General features: G+C 66.6%; 22 protein-coding genes and 1 tRNA gene. 8 read left to right on the forward strand and 15 right to left on the reverse strand.

Features of this window, described 5'->3' with window-relative positions; all coding sequences use genetic code 11:
- Nucleotides 1–69: 69 nt before the first annotated feature.
- From AC5P74_RS18905 to AC5P74_RS18915, 3 genes are all read right to left on the reverse strand, one after another.
- Entirely contained in the window at nucleotides 70–1,002 is a 933-nt protein-coding gene (locus AC5P74_RS18905) for an MBL fold metallo-hydrolase (RefSeq protein WP_329843276.1), read from the reverse strand.
- A 202-nt stretch (nucleotides 1,003–1,204) separates the two neighbouring features.
- Nucleotides 1,205–1,501 (reverse strand): hypothetical protein, encoded by a 297-nt coding sequence (locus AC5P74_RS18910; RefSeq protein WP_329843294.1) that lies wholly within the window; start codon nucleotides 1,499–1,501, stop codon nucleotides 1,205–1,207.
- A gap of 203 nt (nucleotides 1,502–1,704) precedes the next feature.
- On the reverse strand, nucleotides 1,705–3,000 hold the full coding sequence (locus AC5P74_RS18915; protein ID WP_053498770.1) for a tryptophan--tRNA ligase: 1,296 nt from the start codon (nucleotides 2,998–3,000) through the stop codon (nucleotides 1,705–1,707).
- 108 nt (nucleotides 3,001–3,108) lie between these two features.
- Here AC5P74_RS18915 and AC5P74_RS18920 point away from each other — a divergent pair, with 108 nt between their 5' ends.
- Nucleotides 3,109–3,909 (forward strand): hypothetical protein, encoded by an 801-nt coding sequence (locus tag AC5P74_RS18920; protein WP_053498768.1) that lies wholly within the window; start codon nucleotides 3,109–3,111, stop codon nucleotides 3,907–3,909.
- Between the two features lie 73 nt (nucleotides 3,910–3,982).
- On the opposite strand, the gene AC5P74_RS18925 is transcribed toward AC5P74_RS18920, so the two are convergent.
- The 3 genes from AC5P74_RS18925 to rocF all read right to left on the reverse strand — a co-directional run bounded on the left by AC5P74_RS18925 (nucleotide 3,983) and on the right by rocF (nucleotide 5,633).
- Nucleotides 3,983–4,204: a CsbD family protein gene (locus tag AC5P74_RS18925; protein ID WP_004153772.1), complete on the reverse strand. Its 222-nt coding sequence runs from the start codon at nucleotides 4,202–4,204 to the stop codon at nucleotides 3,983–3,985.
- Nucleotides 4,205–4,411: 207 nt separating this feature from the next.
- Nucleotides 4,412–4,549, reverse strand: coding sequence for an entericidin A/B family lipoprotein (locus tag AC5P74_RS18930; RefSeq protein WP_005407710.1), 138 nt, complete (start codon nucleotides 4,547–4,549; stop codon nucleotides 4,412–4,414).
- 163 nt (nucleotides 4,550–4,712) lie between these two features.
- Nucleotides 4,713–5,633, reverse strand: coding sequence for an arginase (gene rocF, locus AC5P74_RS18935; RefSeq protein WP_005420594.1), 921 nt, complete (start codon nucleotides 5,631–5,633; stop codon nucleotides 4,713–4,715).
- Between the two features lie 274 nt (nucleotides 5,634–5,907).
- Here rocF and AC5P74_RS18940 point away from each other — a divergent pair, with 274 nt between their 5' ends.
- On the forward strand, nucleotides 5,908–6,357 hold the full coding sequence (locus AC5P74_RS18940; protein ID WP_053498765.1) for a hypothetical protein: 450 nt from the start codon (nucleotides 5,908–5,910) through the stop codon (nucleotides 6,355–6,357).
- Between the two features lie 60 nt (nucleotides 6,358–6,417).
- On the opposite strand, the gene AC5P74_RS18945 is transcribed toward AC5P74_RS18940, so the two are convergent.
- Entirely contained in the window at nucleotides 6,418–7,188 is a 771-nt protein-coding gene (locus AC5P74_RS18945) for a DUF3011 domain-containing protein (protein ID WP_053498763.1), read from the reverse strand.
- Between the two features lie 586 nt (nucleotides 7,189–7,774).
- On the opposite strand from AC5P74_RS18945, the gene AC5P74_RS18950 reads away from it, so the two are divergent.
- The 3 genes from AC5P74_RS18950 to AC5P74_RS18960 all read left to right on the forward strand — a co-directional run bounded on the left by AC5P74_RS18950 (nucleotide 7,775) and on the right by AC5P74_RS18960 (nucleotide 10,210).
- The gene (locus tag AC5P74_RS18950; protein WP_346607460.1) at nucleotides 7,775–8,176 is read left to right on the forward strand and encodes a hypothetical protein; all 402 of its coding nucleotides are present in this window, start codon (nucleotides 7,775–7,777) and stop codon (nucleotides 8,174–8,176) included.
- Nucleotides 8,177–8,463: 287 nt separating this feature from the next.
- Entirely contained in the window at nucleotides 8,464–9,063 is a 600-nt protein-coding gene (locus tag AC5P74_RS18955) for a hypothetical protein (RefSeq protein WP_346607459.1), read from the forward strand.
- 22 nt (nucleotides 9,064–9,085) lie between these two features.
- The gene (locus AC5P74_RS18960; RefSeq protein ID WP_346607458.1) at nucleotides 9,086–10,210 is read left to right on the forward strand and encodes an XVIPCD domain-containing protein; all 1,125 of its coding nucleotides are present in this window, start codon (nucleotides 9,086–9,088) and stop codon (nucleotides 10,208–10,210) included.
- A gap of 84 nt (nucleotides 10,211–10,294) precedes the next feature.
- Here AC5P74_RS18960 and AC5P74_RS18965 read toward each other — a convergent pair.
- The 4 genes from AC5P74_RS18965 to birA all read right to left on the reverse strand — a co-directional run bounded on the left by AC5P74_RS18965 (nucleotide 10,295) and on the right by birA (nucleotide 12,965).
- Nucleotides 10,295–10,370: transfer RNA gene (locus AC5P74_RS18965), tRNA-Thr, on the reverse strand.
- A gap of 40 nt (nucleotides 10,371–10,410) precedes the next feature.
- Nucleotides 10,411–11,259: an SPOR domain-containing protein gene (locus AC5P74_RS18970; RefSeq protein ID WP_346607457.1), complete on the reverse strand. Its 849-nt coding sequence runs from the start codon at nucleotides 11,257–11,259 to the stop codon at nucleotides 10,411–10,413.
- A 9-nt stretch (nucleotides 11,260–11,268) separates the two neighbouring features.
- Nucleotides 11,269–12,000, reverse strand: coding sequence for a type III pantothenate kinase (locus AC5P74_RS18975; RefSeq protein ID WP_329843281.1), 732 nt, complete (start codon nucleotides 11,998–12,000; stop codon nucleotides 11,269–11,271).
- Entirely contained in the window at nucleotides 11,997–12,965 is a 969-nt protein-coding gene (birA, locus tag AC5P74_RS18980) for a bifunctional biotin--[acetyl-CoA-carboxylase] ligase/biotin operon repressor BirA (protein ID WP_053498755.1), read from the reverse strand. The genes AC5P74_RS18975 and birA overlap by 4 nt, the downstream gene beginning before the upstream one ends.
- A gap of 144 nt (nucleotides 12,966–13,109) precedes the next feature.
- Between birA and AC5P74_RS18985 the strand changes: the two genes are divergently transcribed.
- Together AC5P74_RS18985 and AC5P74_RS18990 are read left to right on the forward strand one after the other, a co-directional pair.
- Entirely contained in the window at nucleotides 13,110–13,394 is a 285-nt protein-coding gene (locus AC5P74_RS18985; protein WP_014645622.1) for a hypothetical protein, read from the forward strand.
- Nucleotides 13,361–14,152 carry a M90 family metallopeptidase gene (locus AC5P74_RS18990; protein WP_204274215.1) on the forward strand — a complete coding sequence of 264 codons (792 nt, stop codon included), beginning with the start codon at nucleotides 13,361–13,363 and terminating at the stop codon, nucleotides 14,150–14,152. The genes AC5P74_RS18985 and AC5P74_RS18990 overlap by 34 nt, the downstream gene beginning before the upstream one ends.
- 117 nt (nucleotides 14,153–14,269) lie before the next feature.
- Here AC5P74_RS18990 and AC5P74_RS18995 read toward each other — a convergent pair whose 3' ends face one another.
- The 4 genes from AC5P74_RS18995 to dusA all read right to left on the reverse strand — a co-directional run bounded on the left by AC5P74_RS18995 (nucleotide 14,270) and on the right by dusA (nucleotide 18,096).
- A complete protein-coding gene (locus AC5P74_RS18995) occupies nucleotides 14,270–15,694 on the reverse strand; it encodes an ATP-binding protein (protein WP_053498753.1) in 1,425 nt (474 codons plus the stop codon).
- A 25-nt stretch (nucleotides 15,695–15,719) separates the two neighbouring features.
- On the reverse strand, nucleotides 15,720–16,403 hold the full coding sequence (locus AC5P74_RS19000) for a response regulator transcription factor (protein ID WP_004136763.1): 684 nt from the start codon (nucleotides 16,401–16,403) through the stop codon (nucleotides 15,720–15,722).
- 73 nt (nucleotides 16,404–16,476) lie between these two features.
- Complete coding sequence (locus AC5P74_RS19005; protein ID WP_065196018.1) at nucleotides 16,477–16,851, reverse strand: hypothetical protein; 375 nt, start codon at nucleotides 16,849–16,851, stop codon at nucleotides 16,477–16,479.
- A 213-nt stretch (nucleotides 16,852–17,064) separates the two neighbouring features.
- Nucleotides 17,065–18,096: a tRNA dihydrouridine(20/20a) synthase DusA gene (dusA, locus tag AC5P74_RS19010; protein ID WP_346607456.1), complete on the reverse strand. Its 1,032-nt coding sequence runs from the start codon at nucleotides 18,094–18,096 to the stop codon at nucleotides 17,065–17,067.
- Between the two features lie 220 nt (nucleotides 18,097–18,316).
- Between dusA and AC5P74_RS19015 the strand changes: the two genes are divergently transcribed.
- Complete coding sequence (locus tag AC5P74_RS19015) at nucleotides 18,317–18,736, forward strand: lysozyme inhibitor LprI family protein (protein WP_346607455.1); 420 nt, start codon at nucleotides 18,317–18,319, stop codon at nucleotides 18,734–18,736.
- Nucleotides 18,737–18,755: the final 19 nt, after the last annotated feature.

The following is an 18,755-nucleotide window of genomic DNA, read 5'->3' on the forward strand; positions in this document are numbered from 1 at the left end:
ACCAGAGTGTAACGTGGTCGTGACACCACGGCGCGGCTTGGGCCAGTGTCATCCACGCATCGCGTGGATCTACCTGCTGATGCGATCCAGCCAGCAGGCCAGGCCCTGTGCGTTGAGTTCGATGTCCATCGCCAGCACGGCAATCACCGCCGCATCGTCCAGCGCACAACCATGCTGCTGCGCCCATTCCAGGTACAGCGCCTGCAGTGCCGCCAGCAGGCAGCGGTGGCGGTCCGGGCGGCCATCGCACTGGCGGCCGATCGCGGCCATCGCATCGATCTGCTCGAACAGGTCCGCAGCCAGTTTTTCCACCTGCTGCACGCGCCCATAGTGGGTCAGGTACATCGCCTGCGGGGCGTAGCCCAGCATGCGTCGGATCGAGGCCTTCATCGCCTCCGGGTCGAACTGCACCGGCGAGGAAGTCGGGAAGATGAAAGCGCCCTGCGCGCTGTCCAGCTCGCGGTAGGAGATGCCGAACGTATCGCCAGTGAACCAGCTGCGGCTGCGCGCATCCCACACGCAATAATGGTGCAGTGCGTGGCCCGGCGTGTGCAGCAGCACCAGCTCGCGGCCAGCGAGATCGATGCGGTGGCCGTCTTCGGCCACCACCACGCGGTGTTCGGGAATCGGCTCGATGCGGCCGTAGCTGCGCGCGATCTCCTCGGCGCCGTACACCGCCGTCGCACCCGCAATCAGCCGGGTCGGGTCGATCATGTGCGGCGCACCGCGCGGATGCAGCACCGCCTTTGCGTTGGGCAGCTGCTGCATCAGCAGTCCGGCGCCGCCGGCGTGGTCCAGGTGCACGTGCGTGAGCAGCAGCCAGTCCACGGCATCCACGCCCAGGCCAGCGTCCACCAGCGCCTGCAGCATCGCCGGCACAGACAGGCCGGTGCCGCAGTCGACGAAGGCCGCGCGGCCGTTTTCAACGATCAGGTAGGCCGCGTCGAAGTCCGGGCGCTGGAAGCCGGTATCGATGGTGTGGATGCTGGGATCGGCGGTCATCGGCACGCACCTGGCAGGATCGGGAACAGACGCCCATGGTAGGCGCGCAGGCGGCCCGGGTTCGATGCGGCTTTGGTCGGAGGGCGCTTCTGTAGAGCCGAGCCCACGCTCGGCTGCCATTCTGTCAGGCACCAGCCGAGCATAGGCTCGGCTCTACAGAGGCACGCGAAGTCGAGCGTGGCTCGGCTCTACAGAGGCAGGGCTACCGGTCCAGCCAGCGCGGCCGCAGCAGCAATGCCAGCACCAGCACCGCCAGGAACGCGCCGTAGGCATACAGCACCGCCAGCACCTGTGGCCAGATAGGTCCGGCGCCGGGCTGCACCACGCCGATGCGGTAGCCCCACAGCATCGACACGATGCTCAGGGCGAAGGCCAGCACCAGGATGGTGCCATCGAACAGGCGCCGCCGCGCGCTGCGCGGCTGGCGCGGAAACAGCCAGTACAGGCTGCCCAGCAGCAGGAACCAGGGCAGGAACAGCAGCAGCGACAACCAGGCCATCGCGGACTCCATGTCATCGCGCCAGAGGCGCGCGGACATCATGCCATGGGGCTGTGCCACGGTCGTGCCGGCGGGGGTCTTCCCTGTAGAGCCGAGCCCATGCTCGGCTGGGTGGCAAAGCAGCCGAGCGTGGGCTCGGCTCTACAGAGGCGGAGCCGGGTCGAGCATGGCTCGACTCTACAAAGGGCAGGCAGGCCCGGCGATCAGGCCGCTTCGCGCAACGCAGCCAGGGCGGCCAGCACGGCGTCCACCTCGGTTTCCAGCTTGAACAGCTCGCTCTGCAACTGGTCGCCCTGCTCGGCCTGCTTGATCACCGCAATCAACTGGCCGGCATCGCGTGGCGAATCGAAGCCTTCGCTCTGGATCAGCAGCGTGCCGTCACCGGCGGTCAGCTTGAAGTAGAAGCGGCCGTCCTTTTCGCGGTACTGCTTGAACTGCGGCGGCGCCACGCGGGCCACGCCGGCATCTTCGCTGGCGATGCCACCGGCACTGGACAGGTCACGCAGGCCCACCGCATGGCGCAGCTCGTCCAGCAGCGGTGCCGCCAGCTGCTCGCGCAGCTGCTGGCCACGGCGCTTGAGCAGCGCTTCGATCTTCTCCGGCTCGGCCATCAGTGCGTTGTAGCGCTCGCGCAGCGGCGACAGCTCGCTGTCGATACGCTCGAACAGCTGCTGCTTGGCGTCGCCCCAACTGATGCCGGCGGCGAAGGCCCTGGCGAATTCCGCGGTCTGTTCCGGCGTGGCGAACGCCTGGTACATCTGGAACAGCGCCGAGCCCTCGGTGTCCTTCGGCTCGCCCGGTGCGCGCGAGTCGGTCAGGATCGAGAACACCAGCTTCTTCAGCTCCTCGCGCGGCACGAACAGCGGAATGGTGTTGTGGTAGCTCTTGCTCATCTTGCGGCCATCCAGGCCCGCCAGCGTTGCCACCTGCTCATCGATCACCACGTCCGGCAGCGGGAAGTACTCCTTGCCGTACACGTGGTTGAAGCGCTGGGCGAAATCGCGCGCCATCTCGATGTGCTGGATCTGGTCACGGCCCACCGGTACCTGGTTGGCCTTGAAGATCAGGATGTCGGCGGCCATCAGCACCGGGTACATGAACAGACCGGCGCTGACGCCTGCGTCCTCGTCCACGCCTTCCTCGCGGTTCTTGTCCACTGCCGCCTTGTAGGCGTGCGCGCGGTTGAGGATGCCCTTGCTGGCGATGGCGGTCAGGAACCACATCAGCTCGGTGGTCTCGCGGATGTCGCTCTGGCGGTAGAACCACACGTGTTCCGGGTCCAGGCCGCAGGCCAGCCAGCTGGCCGCGATCTCCAGGGTCGCGCGCTGGGTGCGCTGCGGGTCCTGCGACTTGATCAGGCTGTGCAGGTCGGCCAGGAAGAAGAAGCTCTCGATCCCCGGCGCGCGGCTGGCCGCGATCGCCGGACGGATGGCGCCAACGTAGTTGCCCAGGTGGGGCGTGCCGGAGGGGGTGATGCCGGTAAGGACTCGGGTCGTCATGACTGCGTGGGGTAACCTTCGATGAACGGGGCCAGTTTACCTTGCACGCCACCAACCCCGTCAGGGCCTGCGGCGCGTTCATTCACGCAACCCCGCTGGAGACGCCCGATGAAACGCCTGCTGCCCCTGCTGCTGATCCTGCCCCTGGCCGGTTTCCGCCCGGCTCCCCTGCCGCCGCCGGTGTACGACGGCGGCCCCGTGCGCATGGCCCTGGTCGACCGCGACCGCGGCACCGAACTGCGCAGCTACCCTGCCGAGGGCCAGCGCTGGGTGGCCGGCGAGCGCGGCCACCGCTACGCCGTGCGCCTGTACAACGACAGCCCTCGCCGGGTACTGGTAGTGCTGTCGGTGGACGGCGTCAACGCCATCTCCGGCGAGGATGCCGATCCCTCGCAGACCGGCTACGTGCTCAATCCCGGCCAGCGCGCCGACATCACCGGCTGGCGCAAGAGCCAGAACGAAGTGGCGCAGTTCGTGTTCAGCAGCCCCAGCGGCAGCTATGCCAGCCGCACCGGCCGCCCGGACAACATCGGTGTGGTCGGCGTGGCCGTGTTCGAGGAAGCGCGTCGCTGGCGCCCCGAGCCGATCCTGCGCCGTGGCCTGCCGCCGCCGGCTCCAGCCGCACAGGCCGAAGCGGCGGCCGACGCCAGTGCCAGCCGCATCGAGGGTTACGCCAGCAAGTCGCAGGCCCCGGCGCTGGGTACCGGCCATGGCGCACGCGAGCAATCCTCGGTACGCGACACCGACTTCGAACGTGCCAGCCGCAGCCCTGCTCAGGTATTGCAGCTGCGCTACGACAGTGCCCGCAACCTGCGTGCGCGCGGCATCCTGGTCGATGCGCCCTCGCGCCTGCCGCGCGAACCGCAGGCGTTCCCCAACCGCTACGTGCCGGACCCTCCGGCCCGCTGATCGTCCCGCGCAGACAACACGACGCCCGCAACCTCACGGTGCGGGCGTCGTGATGTGGGGGAAACCGAAGCGCTTACTTGTAGTCCGGGTAGTCCTTGCTCACCGCGTCCTGGAACTCACGCACTTCCTTCTCCGCGCGGTCCTTGGCCCAGCCATAGCGTTCCTGCAGGCGGCCGGCCAGATACTCGGCATTGCCTTCGGCCACATCGAAGTCGTCGTTGGTCAGATCGCCCCACTTGGCCTGGGCCTTGCCCTTCAGCTGCGACCACTTGCCGGAAATGATGTCTTTGTTCATTGCTGGGAGTCCTTGGTTGCAACGGCGTTCTTACCGTGGCTCCAGCTTCGCGCAGTCGCTGTTGAGTAGAGGTCAACCGGCAATGAAATGCACGCTCACCTGCTTGAATGGTTCACTACGCTTCGACACGTACGCTGCAGAGAAACGCGCAAGCAAAAAGGCCGGGGAGATCCCCCCGGCCTTTTTGCTTTCCGTTCCACTTCAGGCTCAACGGCCCTTGGCGGCATCCTCAACCTTTTCACCGGCCTTCTGCACGTCCTTGCCGGCACCAGCCACGGTGTTGCAACCGGCCAGCAGGGCCACCGAGAACATCGACAACAGCATCAGGGCAACTACGCGCTTCATGGGCTTCTCCTTGGGTTCGCCGCTATACCGCTTCATTCGCGGATGGGATTCTTTCGCTCGGCGGGAGGGCACCAATGCCCACTGCCGCCGCGTGAAGTGCAATCTGGCGGCAGGGGCGTGGAGCGGGCGTGAACGGTTCGGCGATCCATTCAGCAGGGGGCGGTCAGTCGCGCATCAGGGTGGACTTGCCGAACAGGCTTTCCACCAGGTCCACGGCCAGTTCGGCGGTGGCATTCTGCTTGTCCAGCAAGGGGTTGAGCTCGACGATGTCCAGCGATCCCATGCGCCCGGTATCGGCGATCATTTCCATCACCAGCTGCGCCTCCCGATAGTTCACCCCACCCGGCACCGTGGTGCCGACGCCCGGCGCGATGCTGGGGTCGAGGAAATCCACATCGAAGCTGACATGCAGGTGGGTGTTCTCATCAATGCCGGCCAGCGCCGCTTCCACGGCACGCTTCATGCCGTTCTCGTCGATGTAGCGCATGTCATAGACATCCACCTTGTGGGTCTTGATCAGGCGCTTCTCTTCCGGGTCCACCGAGCGGATGCCGATCTGGTGCATCTGCGCCGGGGTGATAGCCGGTGCGCTGCCGCCCAGACGGGTCAGCGCGTCCGGGCCGAGGCCGCACAGGCAGGCCACCGGCATGCCGTGGATGTTGCCCGACGGCGTGACATCGCTGGTGTTGAAGTCCGAATGCGCATCCAGCCACAGCACGCGCAGATTCTTCCCCTGCTCGCGGCACCAGCGCGCGACGGCGGTGATCGAACCGATGCCCAGGCAATGGTCGCCACCGAGCATGATCGGCATGCGCCCGGCCTGCAGCTCGGCGTAGCTGGCTTCCATCAGTGCGCGGTTCCAGGCCACCACCTCATCCAGGTGGCGGTAGCCTTCCACCGGCGCGGTCCACGGGTTGCGCGGGCCATCCAGGTTGCCCACGTCGCGCACGTCCACGCCGCGCGCTTCCAGCGCCTCCGGCAGGCCCGCCACGCGCAGCGCCTCCGGCCCCAGCCGTGCGCCGCGATGGCCCGCACCGACATCGGTGGGAACGCCAATCAGGGATACGGAAATGGGATGGGCCATGGGTGCCTCCTGCGGTGCGGAAAAGAAGCACAGTCTAGCCAGAGCTGTGTGACACCACTCGCGGCGGTGCAGCAGGGCATGGGCCAGATCGCCGCGGCCTGCCAGCCGTATCCGGTCAGGCATTCCAGCGCTGGGTCGTCAGGAATTGGACCTTCCGCGATCCACCTCACATCCCGGTCGGTTTCGCCTCTTACGCAAGGCTGTTGTTGTGTCCACGCTGCGCAGGCACCCTGAAGGTGCCGCCTCACTTCCTCAATCATGGAGCACCACGCGCATGAAACATGCACTCAATGGACTTGCGGTACTGGCAATTGCCCTGGGCGGACTGTTTCCCGCCGCTGCCAGTGCACCCTCGCAACGCATCACGCATACGGTGACCTCCGATGCGTATCCCATGCAGACGGCAGGCGCACGCCAGGTACTCGACTGGGTGGCGCAGCGGGTGAAGCCGTCGTTCGCCCCCCAGGGCTACGGCAACGTGCAGGTGGAACGACAGGCAGTCTCCGTAGGACGTGCGTCTGCACGCTCGGATGAATCGATTCCTGGAAAACTGCCAGACCAGGGCATTCCCGGTGAGATCTACCGGGTGGAAAACCTGCTTCCCGACGGCTCCATCCAGACGTGGGAATTCACCTGGGTGGAACCCTCATCCGGCCATGGCGGCGGCTGGGACGTAACCGGCTACACCTACAAGAAGGGAAATGACCCGGTGAACCAGCAGTAGCCGCACTGGGGCAACGCGTGCTGCGTTGCCCCAGTCCGGACATACGCCAACGCCGAATGTTCAACCGCCGCGGCGGCGAACCGGCGTCAGGCTCTGCACCTGGCCGTTGTTGCGCATCATGCACAGGAAGCGGCCATCGGGGTAATCGATGATCAGTTCCTGGTAATCGCTGCCCACCGGCATCTGGGTCACCAGCGTGCCCTGAGCGCCCTTGCGCATGTTGCAGGCGCCCAACGCGGTATCGCCCGCCGGCGCCGGGGTGGTCACCGAAGACACATTGCGGAACACCGCGCGGCAGCCGCCATTGACCCACACCGAGTGCCGCGACAGGCCCCAGTTCCTGCCTTCCTCGCAGCGGGTGCGGCTGAGCTGGCGCACGATTTCCACATTGCCGCGGGTATTCAGATCGCACGACACCTGCTGCTCGCCAGTGGATTCGCAGGTGACTTCGCGCGGTAGCGCGGCGTCACCGGTAGCAACCTCGCGCGGGTGTGCGCCATTTGCGGCGGGCGCGGGCGTTCCGCTGGCACTGACCTGGCAGATGCCATTGGCGCCGCCACGGCCGGTATAGCTGATCTGCGGCGTGCCGTCATCGCTGCGGCTGATCGACAGGGTGATGCCGCTGTCGGCATCGCGTGCTTCGAAATAGCGGTCGTTGAAGCGCTTCAGCGCCGTCTCGCGGCCCTGCACGTAGACCGGCCCGCCATCGTCTGCGTGAACATCGATGCCGCCCGGGCAGCTGGCGTTGAAGAACGGCACGGCGGCCATGGCCGGGGCTGCGAAGGTTGTGACCAACAGTGCGACGGTGAGCGGCAGGGCATGGCGACGCATGGGCGGGTCCCGAAGGGCATGTGTCCCCAGTATGTGTCGGGGGTCTGCAAATGGTCTGTGAGGAGAATCAAAAAGCCGGCAGCGCATTCGGGCGTTTGTGTTTGCTATGGTAGATGTGGAGCCTTGCCCGGGCTGTTAAGTCACCTTTACTTCGTGGGCCAGCTCAGGGCATGCGGCAGCGATGGTTCGGGCAGATTTCTCGCTGATGGCGCCACTGCGCAATCTGTCGCTTCTGGCATTGCGATGCCCGAAACGGGCCAAACGCGATAATTCATTTTTCCTTTCAGATCTCCCGATGCCATCGAAACAAACGACTGGCAGGCGGTGATTTCACGTGCGCATGATGAATCGCCACCTTCAGCGAGGTGGCCGGGATTTCCAACCCGAAGACTGAAAGCTGTATACGCTTGCCAGCCGGCGTCGTCCTTTCCAGGTGCGGCGCCGGCTGGCAATCCGTTCGCCGATCGACGGCGGGCGGTGCGTGGGGGCCTCGTGCCCACCGGCTAATTCAGTCCCGGGATTGGAAACCACGTATCGCCCGCCACCTTACCGTGGCGGCACCTCTGTTCCTGACGAGGATGCCCGCATGTCCAGAACCCCTCACCCGTACCTGACCGCCACCCTCGGCGAGGCGGCTCTGCGCCTGCCACCTGAACTGGCGCAGCCGTTGGAAGCCGCTTTCGCCGCCGCGAACGAGGCGCCCGCGCCGATCAACCTGCCCGGCTGCCTGCAGCGCATCCAGGCCGGTGACGCCGCCGATGGACAGCCGTGGCCGGGGCCGGCAGGCACACCTGGTGAAGCGGTGGCTGCCGCGCGCCGGGATCGCGCTGAGGTTGGCTTGGTGTCGCTGCTGGAGCTGTATCACGCCGCCGAGCGCGTGCGCGTGGACGGGGAAGAGAAGGACGATATCGGCGATGGCACGCGCGAAGGGCTGATGCTGGCCTGCCGGGGGCTGGCGGAGTATGTGGCGTTGCAGGTGCGTAGCTGAGGCTGCTGCGGTCGCAGTGTGTGTGCGGCGTTGATCGAAGGATCTGCCCGCGCCATACAGTGAGTTGACTCACCGGGTTGGGACGAGAAAACCAGCGAATGGCGGTTTCTTCATTTTCGTTCCATCGCCTTTGCGACCGGCGCCGCGCCGACGCATCATGATCGGCCCATGCCCATGCTGCTCTGGCATGCAAGCGCACACCCAAGGCACGGATCACGGACCCAATCCGCAGTCAAAAGATGCTGTGCTAGATTCAAGAGCGTGACATTGGCGCGAGAGATGCTTTCATGGATGCGTGGGTCGAGAAATGCGCTTCTTCATCAAAACGCGGACTTCGGCGCCGCCTCTGGATCGCAGCGCGTCGTCGCCTCGCGATCGTTATTCCGGCGCTTGTGCTGACAGCATGTTCGAGCGCCGCGACGCCGCCCCCATCAGATCATGTGAATCAAAGACAGGCCATCAAATCAGGGAGTGAAGCTGGTATGGAGCGATTCAAGAACAGCATCGAGCGATTGTCCAATGTGCGTTTTGGCGATATCGATGCGTTGAACGAACAGCTTCACACGCATCTTGGAAAACCGACCCGGCAGGGCCTGAGAGACGAGCGAACCGCAGAACGTGGAATGTTGGGTGGCCTTGAAGTTCGGAACATCTCACTGAGAAGTGCTGTCGATAATCCTGCGCAGGCGAAGCTGACCTTCGATGTCGCGCCACCGAGCGTCGCGCTCAAAGAAGTCATCTGGGAGGGAACCGCGCAATATCCACCTCGGCCTGATGCCCCTGACTCACGCCCTTACTGGACCGCGCCAGTGAACGGTGCTGAGGTTGTACTCACTCTGGCCCCTGACAATGCGACATTGACCCACGTATTGATCAGTCAGCGTTGACCCCCAGGGCAGGAGCTCCAACATGGAACGTACTGAAGACTCTGTACTGCCGCAGCCGCAGGGGGGGCCTCGCCCAGGACCCGTACGTCGGCCGGACTCCCCGTTAGCTGACCCCTCGCTGGCGCCGCTTCTAGCGAAATCCCCAACACTTCGGGCGGGTCTCGCACAGGCCGAGCGCGACGATCTGGAGGTTGTCTGGGGACAAGCCGGTAGGGGCACCTATCTTGTTCCCGGTGAGAAGATCGTTATTGACGAGAACGCGGTTGGGCAAGGCTCCAGAATCGCGCGCTCTCTTTCACACGAGGTGGGGCACCATCTCTTCACCGAACGTCCCGATCCGACGTCCAAGCAATCCTATGTAAACACCCTGCTACGCGGAGAAGCCGCTGCGACGCTCAGTAATGTCCAGGTCCAGCGTGAACTCATTGCGGCCGGTGGACCGGACATTGGCGTGTCGGGTACGGGTAATCGACCGCAACAGTATGGAGCCATTGCCGTTGAACTCCAGGCCGGGCGGATCAATCGAAACCAGGCACTTGGACAGATCGCTGAGGTGTTCAAAACGGAGGCTCCTTCTGTTGGTCCTCATGCGACATACGAGCTTTACTATGGCGCGCACTACGATCAGCACATAGCACCCACGCAGCGTCGACGTAGGCCCGAGCCAGAATTTGACGCCGAGCGCACTTCGGCTGGGGAAAGAGTCGCCGTGGTCGCCGACGACTCGCTCTCAGTGCAGCGAACAGCTTCCTCAGTAGCTGAACTCGGCGACGCTGACCGCTCTCTCTACATGCAGATAAGAGCGGGTGTGGAACGCTTGGACGCCGAGAGCGGGAAGCAGTGGGATGAGTCGAGCCAGCGCATGTCCGCGAGTCTGTTGGTGCTCGCGAAGGAGCAAGGGTTTTCAAGAGTTGACCACGTTGTATTGAACAACCCGACGGAGTCCCTTGCACGTGGCGAGAAAGTATTCATCGTCGAGGGGGCGATGGACGATCCTGCCCAACGCCGTGGAACCATGAGTACGATGGACGCGCTTCGCGTGCCTGAAGCAGAGTCCCTTCATCGCGCTGAAGCGTTGGCCGCAAATCTTGAACAGCAGCCGGCGCAGCAGGTTCATGCGCAGGACGGGCCATCGTTTTCAAGGTGAGGCTGTCGAGAAAACAGCTCTGCCGCCCTTCGAACCACCGGGCAGGTACTTGGAGCAGCGCAAAGAGGCGCTGAATCTTTGGGGTGGTGCCGCTTATCCGAATCGAACGGATGACCTACTGTTTACAAGACAGTTGCTCTACCAACTGAGCTAAAGCGGCATGGGTGGTGCACCGGCGGCAGCGCCGCGGTCCGGGGATTCTAGCGCAACCGCGTGCATTCCAGCGACCGGCTCTGTGCCGCCCCGCTGCGCTGCTGGGCCTGGGCCGGCTGCGTGCCCGCCGCCAGCTGCCCTTCCAGCCACCATTGGCCGGCGTCGCCGCTGGCGACCAGGCGCGGCTGGAAGCCGGCGGCCTGCACCGCCGCCATGCGCCGTTCGGCGCCTTCGCGGTTGCGGTACTGGCCCAGCGCCACGGCGTTGGCCTCCTCGCCCTGGCTGATGATGTAGTAGTCGCTCAGGCCGGCGGCGACAATGCGTTTCACGGTGGCCTGGGCTTCATCACGGTTGGCGGCGGCCGGCAGCATCACCCGGTAACGGGCGCTGCCGCTGGCAGCGGGCTGTTCGCGCAGGCGCACCTGGCTGAGCAGCGTGCCGGCCTTGCCCTGCGCGCTGCTCGCGGCGGCGCGGTCGGCGAACGGGCCCAGCGCGACGCAGCGCGGCGGCTCGGCGGCCGCGGGCGGGGTTACGGGCTTTTCCGCTGCCGGAACGGGTACAGGCGGTGTTACCGGCTTGGCAGCGGCAGCAACCGGCGTAGCCTCAGCCACCTGCGGCTTGGCGATCTCCGGCTTTGCCGGCGCAACGGGCGCGGGTGTCGCAGCCACCGCGGTCTTCGCCGCCGGTTCGCGCTCCATCAGCGGTGCAGTCGGGGCGGCGGCGGTGGCCTCGGCTGCGGCATTGGCATCCACGCCACCGGGCACCCAGCGCAGCTCGGCGACGCCAGCCGGTTGCGGCGCAGGCGCAGGCTTCTGCGGCGCATCGCGCAGCAGCCACCAGCAGGCGACGCCGAGATTGAGAATGGCCAGTACGACGATCAGGGCACGGGTGAGCATGCGCGGATACTAGCGCGCGGGCTGGTACACCGCCCAGCGGGCGAGGCCATCCAGCACCAGCGAGGGGTGGTAATCGGCAGCGGGCAGCAACGGCATCAGCGCCGCTGCGCCGCCACCGTGCACCAGCAGCGACGGTGCCACGCCCAGCAGCGTGTGCGCGTGCTGTGCGCTGCGTTCAATCAGCGCCACCGCAGCGCCATCACAGCCGGAAGCCAGCGCGTCGGCGGTGTCGTTGGCGAACTCGCTGTAGCCGCCACCGGTCGCGGGCAGCTGCACGGCACGGGCGTGCAGTGCTTCGCGCATGGTGGTGGGCGATGCGGAGATGCGGCCACCGTGGTGCTGGCCGTCGGCATCGAGCAGATCAATCGTCAGTGCGGTGCCCACGCCGACCACCAGCACCGGGCGCTGCGCCTTGGCCGCAGCCAGTAGGGCGAGGAAGCGGTCGACGCCGAACTTTTCCGGCCTGGCATAGGCAATGCGCACGCCGGCGCATTCGGCGCTGGTGCGCACCACATGCACATGCTCGAAGCGGCGCTGCAGCTGGTCCAGCATGGCGCTGGTCAGCGACGGTGCCGCCACGCTGGCCACGAACGCGGTGCGGCCGCTGGGCAGGCTGTGCGGCGGCTGCCCGGCCATGCCTTCGGCGCCATGCGCCCAGGCCTGTACGTCACCGGCACGGTCACCCTGCAACGGCGCGAACTTGAAGCGCGAGTTGCCGAGGTCGAACAACCAATCGCTCATGCCGCCCTCACGCTGACTTCTCCGGCGTGCAGCAGGCGTTCCTGGCCATCGATGCGCACGCGCAATGCGCCGTCATCAGCCAGGCCAAGCGCAGTACCGTGCTGCCACTGCCCGTCCAGTTCCACGCGCACTTCGCGGCCGGCCAGCATGTCGAAGGCAGCGTAGCGCGGCAGGAACGGAGCGAGGCCTTCGCGATCGAATTCTTCCAGCGCCGGCAGCAGGCGCGCCAGCACGGCAGCAACCACCCCATTGCGGTCCACCGGCTTGCCGGCCAGCGTGTCCAGGTCCACCCACGGCTGGGTGATCTGCTCGCCGAACGACGGCGGCATGTGGGTGTTGATGCCGATGCCGATCACCGCGCGCGCCGGGCCGGCGTATTCGCCACCGCCCTCGGCAAGCAGGCCGACCAGCTTGCGCTTGCCATCGACGATCAGGTCGTTCGGCCACTTCAACTGCGCTTGGGTGTAGCCCAGGTCGTGCAGCGCTTCGGCCACGGCGATGCCGGCCACCAGGCTCAACCCGGCCAGGCGGCCCAGGCCGCCGGAGTACAGGCGCATCACCGACAGGTAGATATGCGCGGCCAGCGGCGAGGCCCAGGTGCGGCCACGACGGCCGCGGCCACCGGTCTGGCGTTCGGCCAGCAGCACGCTGACCCCGCGCTGGGGCGCGCTGCACCGCAGCAATTCAGCGTTGGTGGAGTCCACCGTCCAGGCCACCTGCAGGTCGTGCAGCAGGGCCTGGGCATCGGCGGGCAGGCCGGCGCGGATCGCCGCCGGGTCCAGCAGGTCGACCGGGCGGGTCAGGCCATAGCCCTCGCCAGCACGGCCCTCGATGTCCACACCTGCGGCCCTAAGCCCTTGAATACGCTTCCAAATAGCCGCCCGGGTCTGGCCCAGCTCTCGGGCCAGGGCGTCGCCGGACAGGCGACCGGCAGCGAGTTTGGCCAGCAATTGGCGATCGTCCACGGCAGCTTCCACGAAGTCAGGAAGGAATTATGCGGGAAAGCCGCCAGCGACGCCTGCCACGCTGGGTTCCGCAGGGGCTTCCAACGGGGCGCCGGGTTCGGGCTAGAATCGGGAACTCACCCTCCCTTAACGTGGATGTCGTCAATGCGCCGTTATGCCCATTGCCTGATCCTGCTGATGATGCCCTTCGCGGCGTCTGCAACGGCAGCGCTGGACGACAGCCGGGGCGCCTGCGTGTCCTCCAACGGTGATGCCGCCTCGCAGCGCGCGCCGACCGCGACCGCCTCGGCTGCGACCACCAAGCCGGCACCGGTACGCCCTGCGGCCAGCAGTGCCACCAGCACCGGGGGCGGCGGCAGCGACGACGACGTGCTGCAGCGCATCCGTGCGCCGAAGTGGCACAGCTACCTGCCGGGAATGTTCCGCTGATCAAGTCGTTGCTGCAGTGGCTGCGGCCCTCGCCGCGGCCGATCGACGATGCGCTTTGGGAAGACGCCTGCCGCCGTGCGGCCTGGCTGCACGGCCTGGACGACGAACGCCGCGCGCGACTGCGCGTGCTGGCCACGCGCTTCCTGCATGAGAAGACCATTACCCCTGTCGGTGAACTGCAACTGCAGGCTGGCGATGGCGTGCTGCTGGCCGCACTGTGCTGCCTGCCGCTGCTGGAATTCGGTGAAGTGGGGCTGGAAGGCTGGTCGCAGCTGATCGTCTACCCGGATGCGTTCCGCGTGCACCGCAGCCACATGGATGCGGCCGGCGTGTTGCACGAGTGGGATGACGAGCTGATCGGCGAGTCGTGGGACAGTGGTCCGTTGATCCTGTCCTGGGCCGATGTGCAGGCCGACCTGGCCGCGCCGCACGACGGCTACTGCGTGGCGGTACATGAGATGGTGCACAAGCTCGATGCACTGGATGGTGCGATGGACGGCACACCGCCGCTGCCGCGGCAATGGCAGCGCGAGTGGGCGGCCACGTTCCAGCGCGCCTACGACGCCTTCTGTGCGCAGGTGGACGCAGGCGAAGAGACGCTGATCGATCCGTATGCGGCCGAGGCGCCGGAAGAGTTCTTCGCGGTAGCCAGCGAGTACCACTTCTCGGCACCGGATCTGCTGCAGCAGGCGTTGCCCGAGGTCGCCGCGCAGCTGCGGCGGTTCTATGGCGAGCCGCCGAAGATCGAATTTCGGTAGTGCCGGCCAACCAAGCAAGGCTACCGAAGATCATGAGGTTGCCGGCCAGCGGCCGGCACTACCGGAACACCCTGCGTTGTTGCACCAGGCAATGCCCGGCGGACGGGAATGCGCGGTTTACGGCCCCGGCGGCAAGCGCACTTCGAAGCGGGCGCCACCCAGTTCGGCCGAACGGCCCACGGTCAGTTCGCCGCGGTAGTCCTTGATCAGGTCCTGCACGATCGACAGGCCGATGCCGTGGCCCTGCACGCGCTCGTCGCCACGCACGCCACGCTGCAGCACCTTGCCGATGTCGTCCGGGGCGATGCCCGGGCCATCATCGTCCACCGCCAGCAGCAGGCCGGCACGGCGTGCGTTCGGCGCCGGCAGCGGCTGCGCGGTCAACAGCACGCGGCGGTTGGCCCACTTGAAGGCGTTCTCCAGCAGGTTGCCGAGCAGTTCCTGCAGGTCGCCCGGTTCGCCGTGGAAGCGTGCGGCCGGGTCGATATCGAATTCGCACAGCACGCCCTTGGCGGCGTAGACCTTTTCCAGGCCACGCACGATTTCCTCGGCGTTGGACTCGATCGGCAGCGGCGCGGAGAACAGCTTGTGGCCCGACGAGGCCGCGCGTGCCAGCTGGTACGAAACCAGGTTGTTCATGCGCTGCAGCTGCACGTCCAGTTCTTCGCGCAGCGCACCGTCGCCGGCGCCGCTGTCCATCTGCGTGCGCAGTACCGCGATCGGCGTTTTCAGGCTGTGCGCGAGGTCGGCCAGGGTGTTGCGCTGGCGCTCGAGGTTCTCGCGCTCGCTTTCGATGAAGGCGTTGATGCTGTCGGTCAGCGGTTCCAGCTCGCGCGGGTGGCGCTCACTCATGCGCTCGGTCTCGCCGCGCTGCACCTTGGTCAGCTCGGTGATCACCCGGCGCAACGGGCGCAGGCTCCACTGCAGGATGACGGTCTGCAGCAGCAGCAGGATCAGGCCGATGCCGCCCAGGTAGAACCAGACGCGGCCACGGAACACGCGCAGCTGCGCACCCAGCGCGCGCGAGTCTTCCATCACATAGATGGTGTAGGGGAATTCAGTGGCGGGGTCGGCGTCGGCGCCCCACACCAGGCCCAGGCCATAGCGGTACACCGAGCCCTGGCTGCCATCGATCTGGATCATCGGCAGCGGGCCTTCGAACACTTCCTGGCGCGGCGCCAGCAGGCCGCCGCCCACGGTGGGCAGCATGGGCCCTTCGGCGGACATCGAATTGCCCTTGCCGTGCGGCATCACCACCTGCAGGTACAGGCCACTGCCAGGTACGTCGAAGCGTGAATCCGGCGGCTGCTCGCGGATGTACAGCGAGCGGTCGCGGGTGAAGTCGATGCCGGCCGCGTAGGAGGTGGCGTAGTTCTTCAGGCGCTCACGCAGGTTCGCCTTCGCCGTATCGGCGAAGGCGGCGTCGAGCGCGTAGCCGGCCAGCGCCAGGAACGCCACCAGGCCCACGGACGCGGCGAGCATCTGGCGCGCCTGCAGTGAGCGCGGCCGCCAGCGTCGGAAGAACCACAGACGGCCGGACATCGTGTTATCGCCAGGGTGAGCCGGCTCAGCCCTCGTTGCGCGGGATCGCGAAACGGTAGCCGCGACCGCGCACGGTCTCGATCGGCTTCAGTTCGCCATCCGGGTCCAGCTTCTTGCGCAGGCGGCCGATGAAGACCTCCAGCACGTTGGAGTCGCGGTCGAAGTCCTGCTGGTAGATGTGTTCGGTGAGGTCGGCCTTGGAGACCAGTTCACCGGCATGCATCATCAGATACTCCAGCACCTTGTACTCGTAGCTGGTCAGGTCGACATTGCTGCCGGCCACGCTGACCGTCTGGGCAGCAAGGTCCAGGGCGACCGGGCCGCATTCCAGGGTCGGCTTGCTCCAGCCGGCGGCGCGGCGCAGCAGCGCGTTGACGCGGGCCAGCAGCTCTTCGACGTGGAACGGCTTGACCAGGTAATCGTCGGCGCCCTGCTTCAGGCCCTCGACCTTGTCCTGCCAGCTCGAACGCGCGGTCAGGATCAGTACCGGGAACTTCTTGCCTTCGTCACGCAGGGCCTTGATCAGCTCCATGCCCGACATCTTGGGCAGGCCGAGGTCGATGATGCCGACATCGAACGGAACTTCGCGCCCCATGTAGAGGCCTTCCTCGCCGTCCTGCGCAGCATCGACGGCAAAGCCTTCGCGCTTGAGCCGGGCTGCCAGGGTCTCACGCAGCGGGGCTTCGTCTTCGACCAGAAGGATACGCATGAACTCTCCCTAGTGTCCTGGGTGTGGCCTGGAGGCCTGTGGGGTACGGGTTGATAGCGACGACTATCCCTGTTCAGGGGTTATCGCCGCGTAGTGATGACATATCCGACCGCGGCGTGCGCGGCTGTGAACGCGACGGGGCGGGGTCGTCCATGTAGCGGACCCGGCCCCGGTCGTCCATGTACTTCACCCGGTTGATATCACGACCATCGAACGGCACGCGCTCGGCGCCGAGGATGTGGCCGCCGGTGCTGCGCTGCACGCGGCGCACGGCATCGGACAGCGAACGCTCGTCGCCACGGTTGCCACGCTCTCCCCGATCCATCATTTCCGCCCGTGCCTGCTCGCCGCGCGGCGGCTGTTGCGCCAGCGCCGAAGACAGCGGCGCAGCCGACAGCGCCACACAGGTGGCCAGGGCAATGCGGCAATGGAAGGGAGCGGAAGACATCGATGCGATCCTAGCCGAGCACGGCGATTCGTTCAAAAGTCGTAAATCCGGATGCCGGGTTCGGGACACGGCGCTTTACAAATCCTTTGCAAATTCTTGGTTTGGGGCAGTGAATCCGGTCTGAACTTTTCCGGTCGCAGCCCCGCGATGTTCAGCTAGGTGAACATTCGGGACGAATCGCCGTCCCTTGTCAAGTCAGGAATGTGACTGCGGTCACGCTGCGGCACGATCGGCTTCGCGCTCGGTGACCGACAGCGCCTGCTCGACCAAGCTCCAGTCGGCGCCCGGGCGGTGCGCGCCCTCGCTCAGCACCTGGCGGAACGCGCGGCCACCGGGCTGGCCGTGGAACAGGCCGAGCAGGTGGCGGGCGATGTGCTTCAGCGCCAGGCCTTCGCCCAGGCGCGCTTCCACGTAGGGACGCAGCGTGCGCAGCAGGTCGCCGCGGGCCTGCAGCGGGGCGCCGGTCTGCAGCGCCTCCAGCTGATGCAGCAGGTAGGGGTCGTGGTAGGCCGCGCGGCCCAGCATCACGCCATCGACGTGCGCGGCCTGCGCCTGCACCGCCTCGATGCTGGCCAGGCCGCCATTGAGCACCACCGGCAGCGCCGGGCGCTCCTGCTTCAGGCGGTAGGCCCAGTCGTACTTCAGTGGCGGAACCTCGCGGTTCTCCTTCGGCGACAGGCCCTTCAGCCACGCGTTGCGCGCATGCACCACCACCATTGCGGCACCGGCGGCGACCTGGCGGTCGACGAAGGCGGCGAACACGTCATAGTCGTTGTCCTCGTCCACGCCCAGGCGGCACTTCACCGTCACCGGGATGTCGACCGCGTCGACCATCGCCGCCACGCAGTCGGCTACCAGCGCCGGCTCGCGCATCAGGCAGGCGCCAAAACGCCCGGCCTGCACGCGGTCGGACGGACAGCCGCAGTTGAGGTTGACCTCGTCGTAGCCCCACTCCGCGGCGATGCGCGCGGCCTGCGCCAGCGGCGCCGGGTCGCTGCCCCCCAACTGCAGCGCCAGCGGCTGTTCGCTGCGGTCGAAGCCGAGCAGGCGCTCGCGGTCGCCGTGGATGACCGCGTTGGCGTGCACCATTTCCGTGTACAGGCGCGCACCCGGCGCCAGCACGCGGTGGAACACGCGGCAATGGCGGTCGGTCCAGTCCATCATGGGGGCCACGGACAGGCGCAGGGAATCGGCGTAGCGGGCGGTGGCGGACGTCATCGGGGTGTTGATCGCGGAGACTGGCATTGCCAGTGAGATCAATAGTTTACACCGGACGGCTGAATGGCGGCGGGTGGCGCCGGGACTGCGCTGGGGCGCCCGGGCCCGAGGGCCGTCCGCAAGCCGGGCGGCGCCACCCCACAATGACGGGCAACCGGTCACAGTTGTCGCGATTCGTTGACGACGACGAAATATTGACGCCGTTATAGTCCGTCGCTCGCAATGGATTGGACGTGTGGAGCAGATGATGCAGCACAAGCGTTTGAGCAGGACCCTCGCCACCGCGCTGGCGGTCGCCGTACTGGCCATCGGCACGGCAGCCGCAGCACCGGCTGCCACCGGGCTGAGCCCGACCTTCACCACCTGCCGTGAAAAGGCACAGGGTGCGATCGAGCAGGCCGCCTGCCTGACCTCGGAAAGCGCACGCCAGGACCAGCGCCTGAACCAGGCGTACCGTCAGCTGCAGGCAAAGCTGAGTGGCGCGAAGAAGACCAAGCTGGTCAATGCCCAGCGCGCGTGGCTGCAGTCGCGCAGCCGCGATGGCGAACTGGATACCGCGCTGTACGACGATTCGCAGCCCGGCAACCTGCAGGGCGAGCTGAACGATGTGATGCGCCTGAGCGCGCGTGCCGACCAGCTGCAGAAGTATCTGCAGCTGCTGGACTGACCCTTGAGGGGCAGACCCT

The organism is Stenotrophomonas sp. YJH_SMC_94-11 (genome assembly GCF_059370435.1).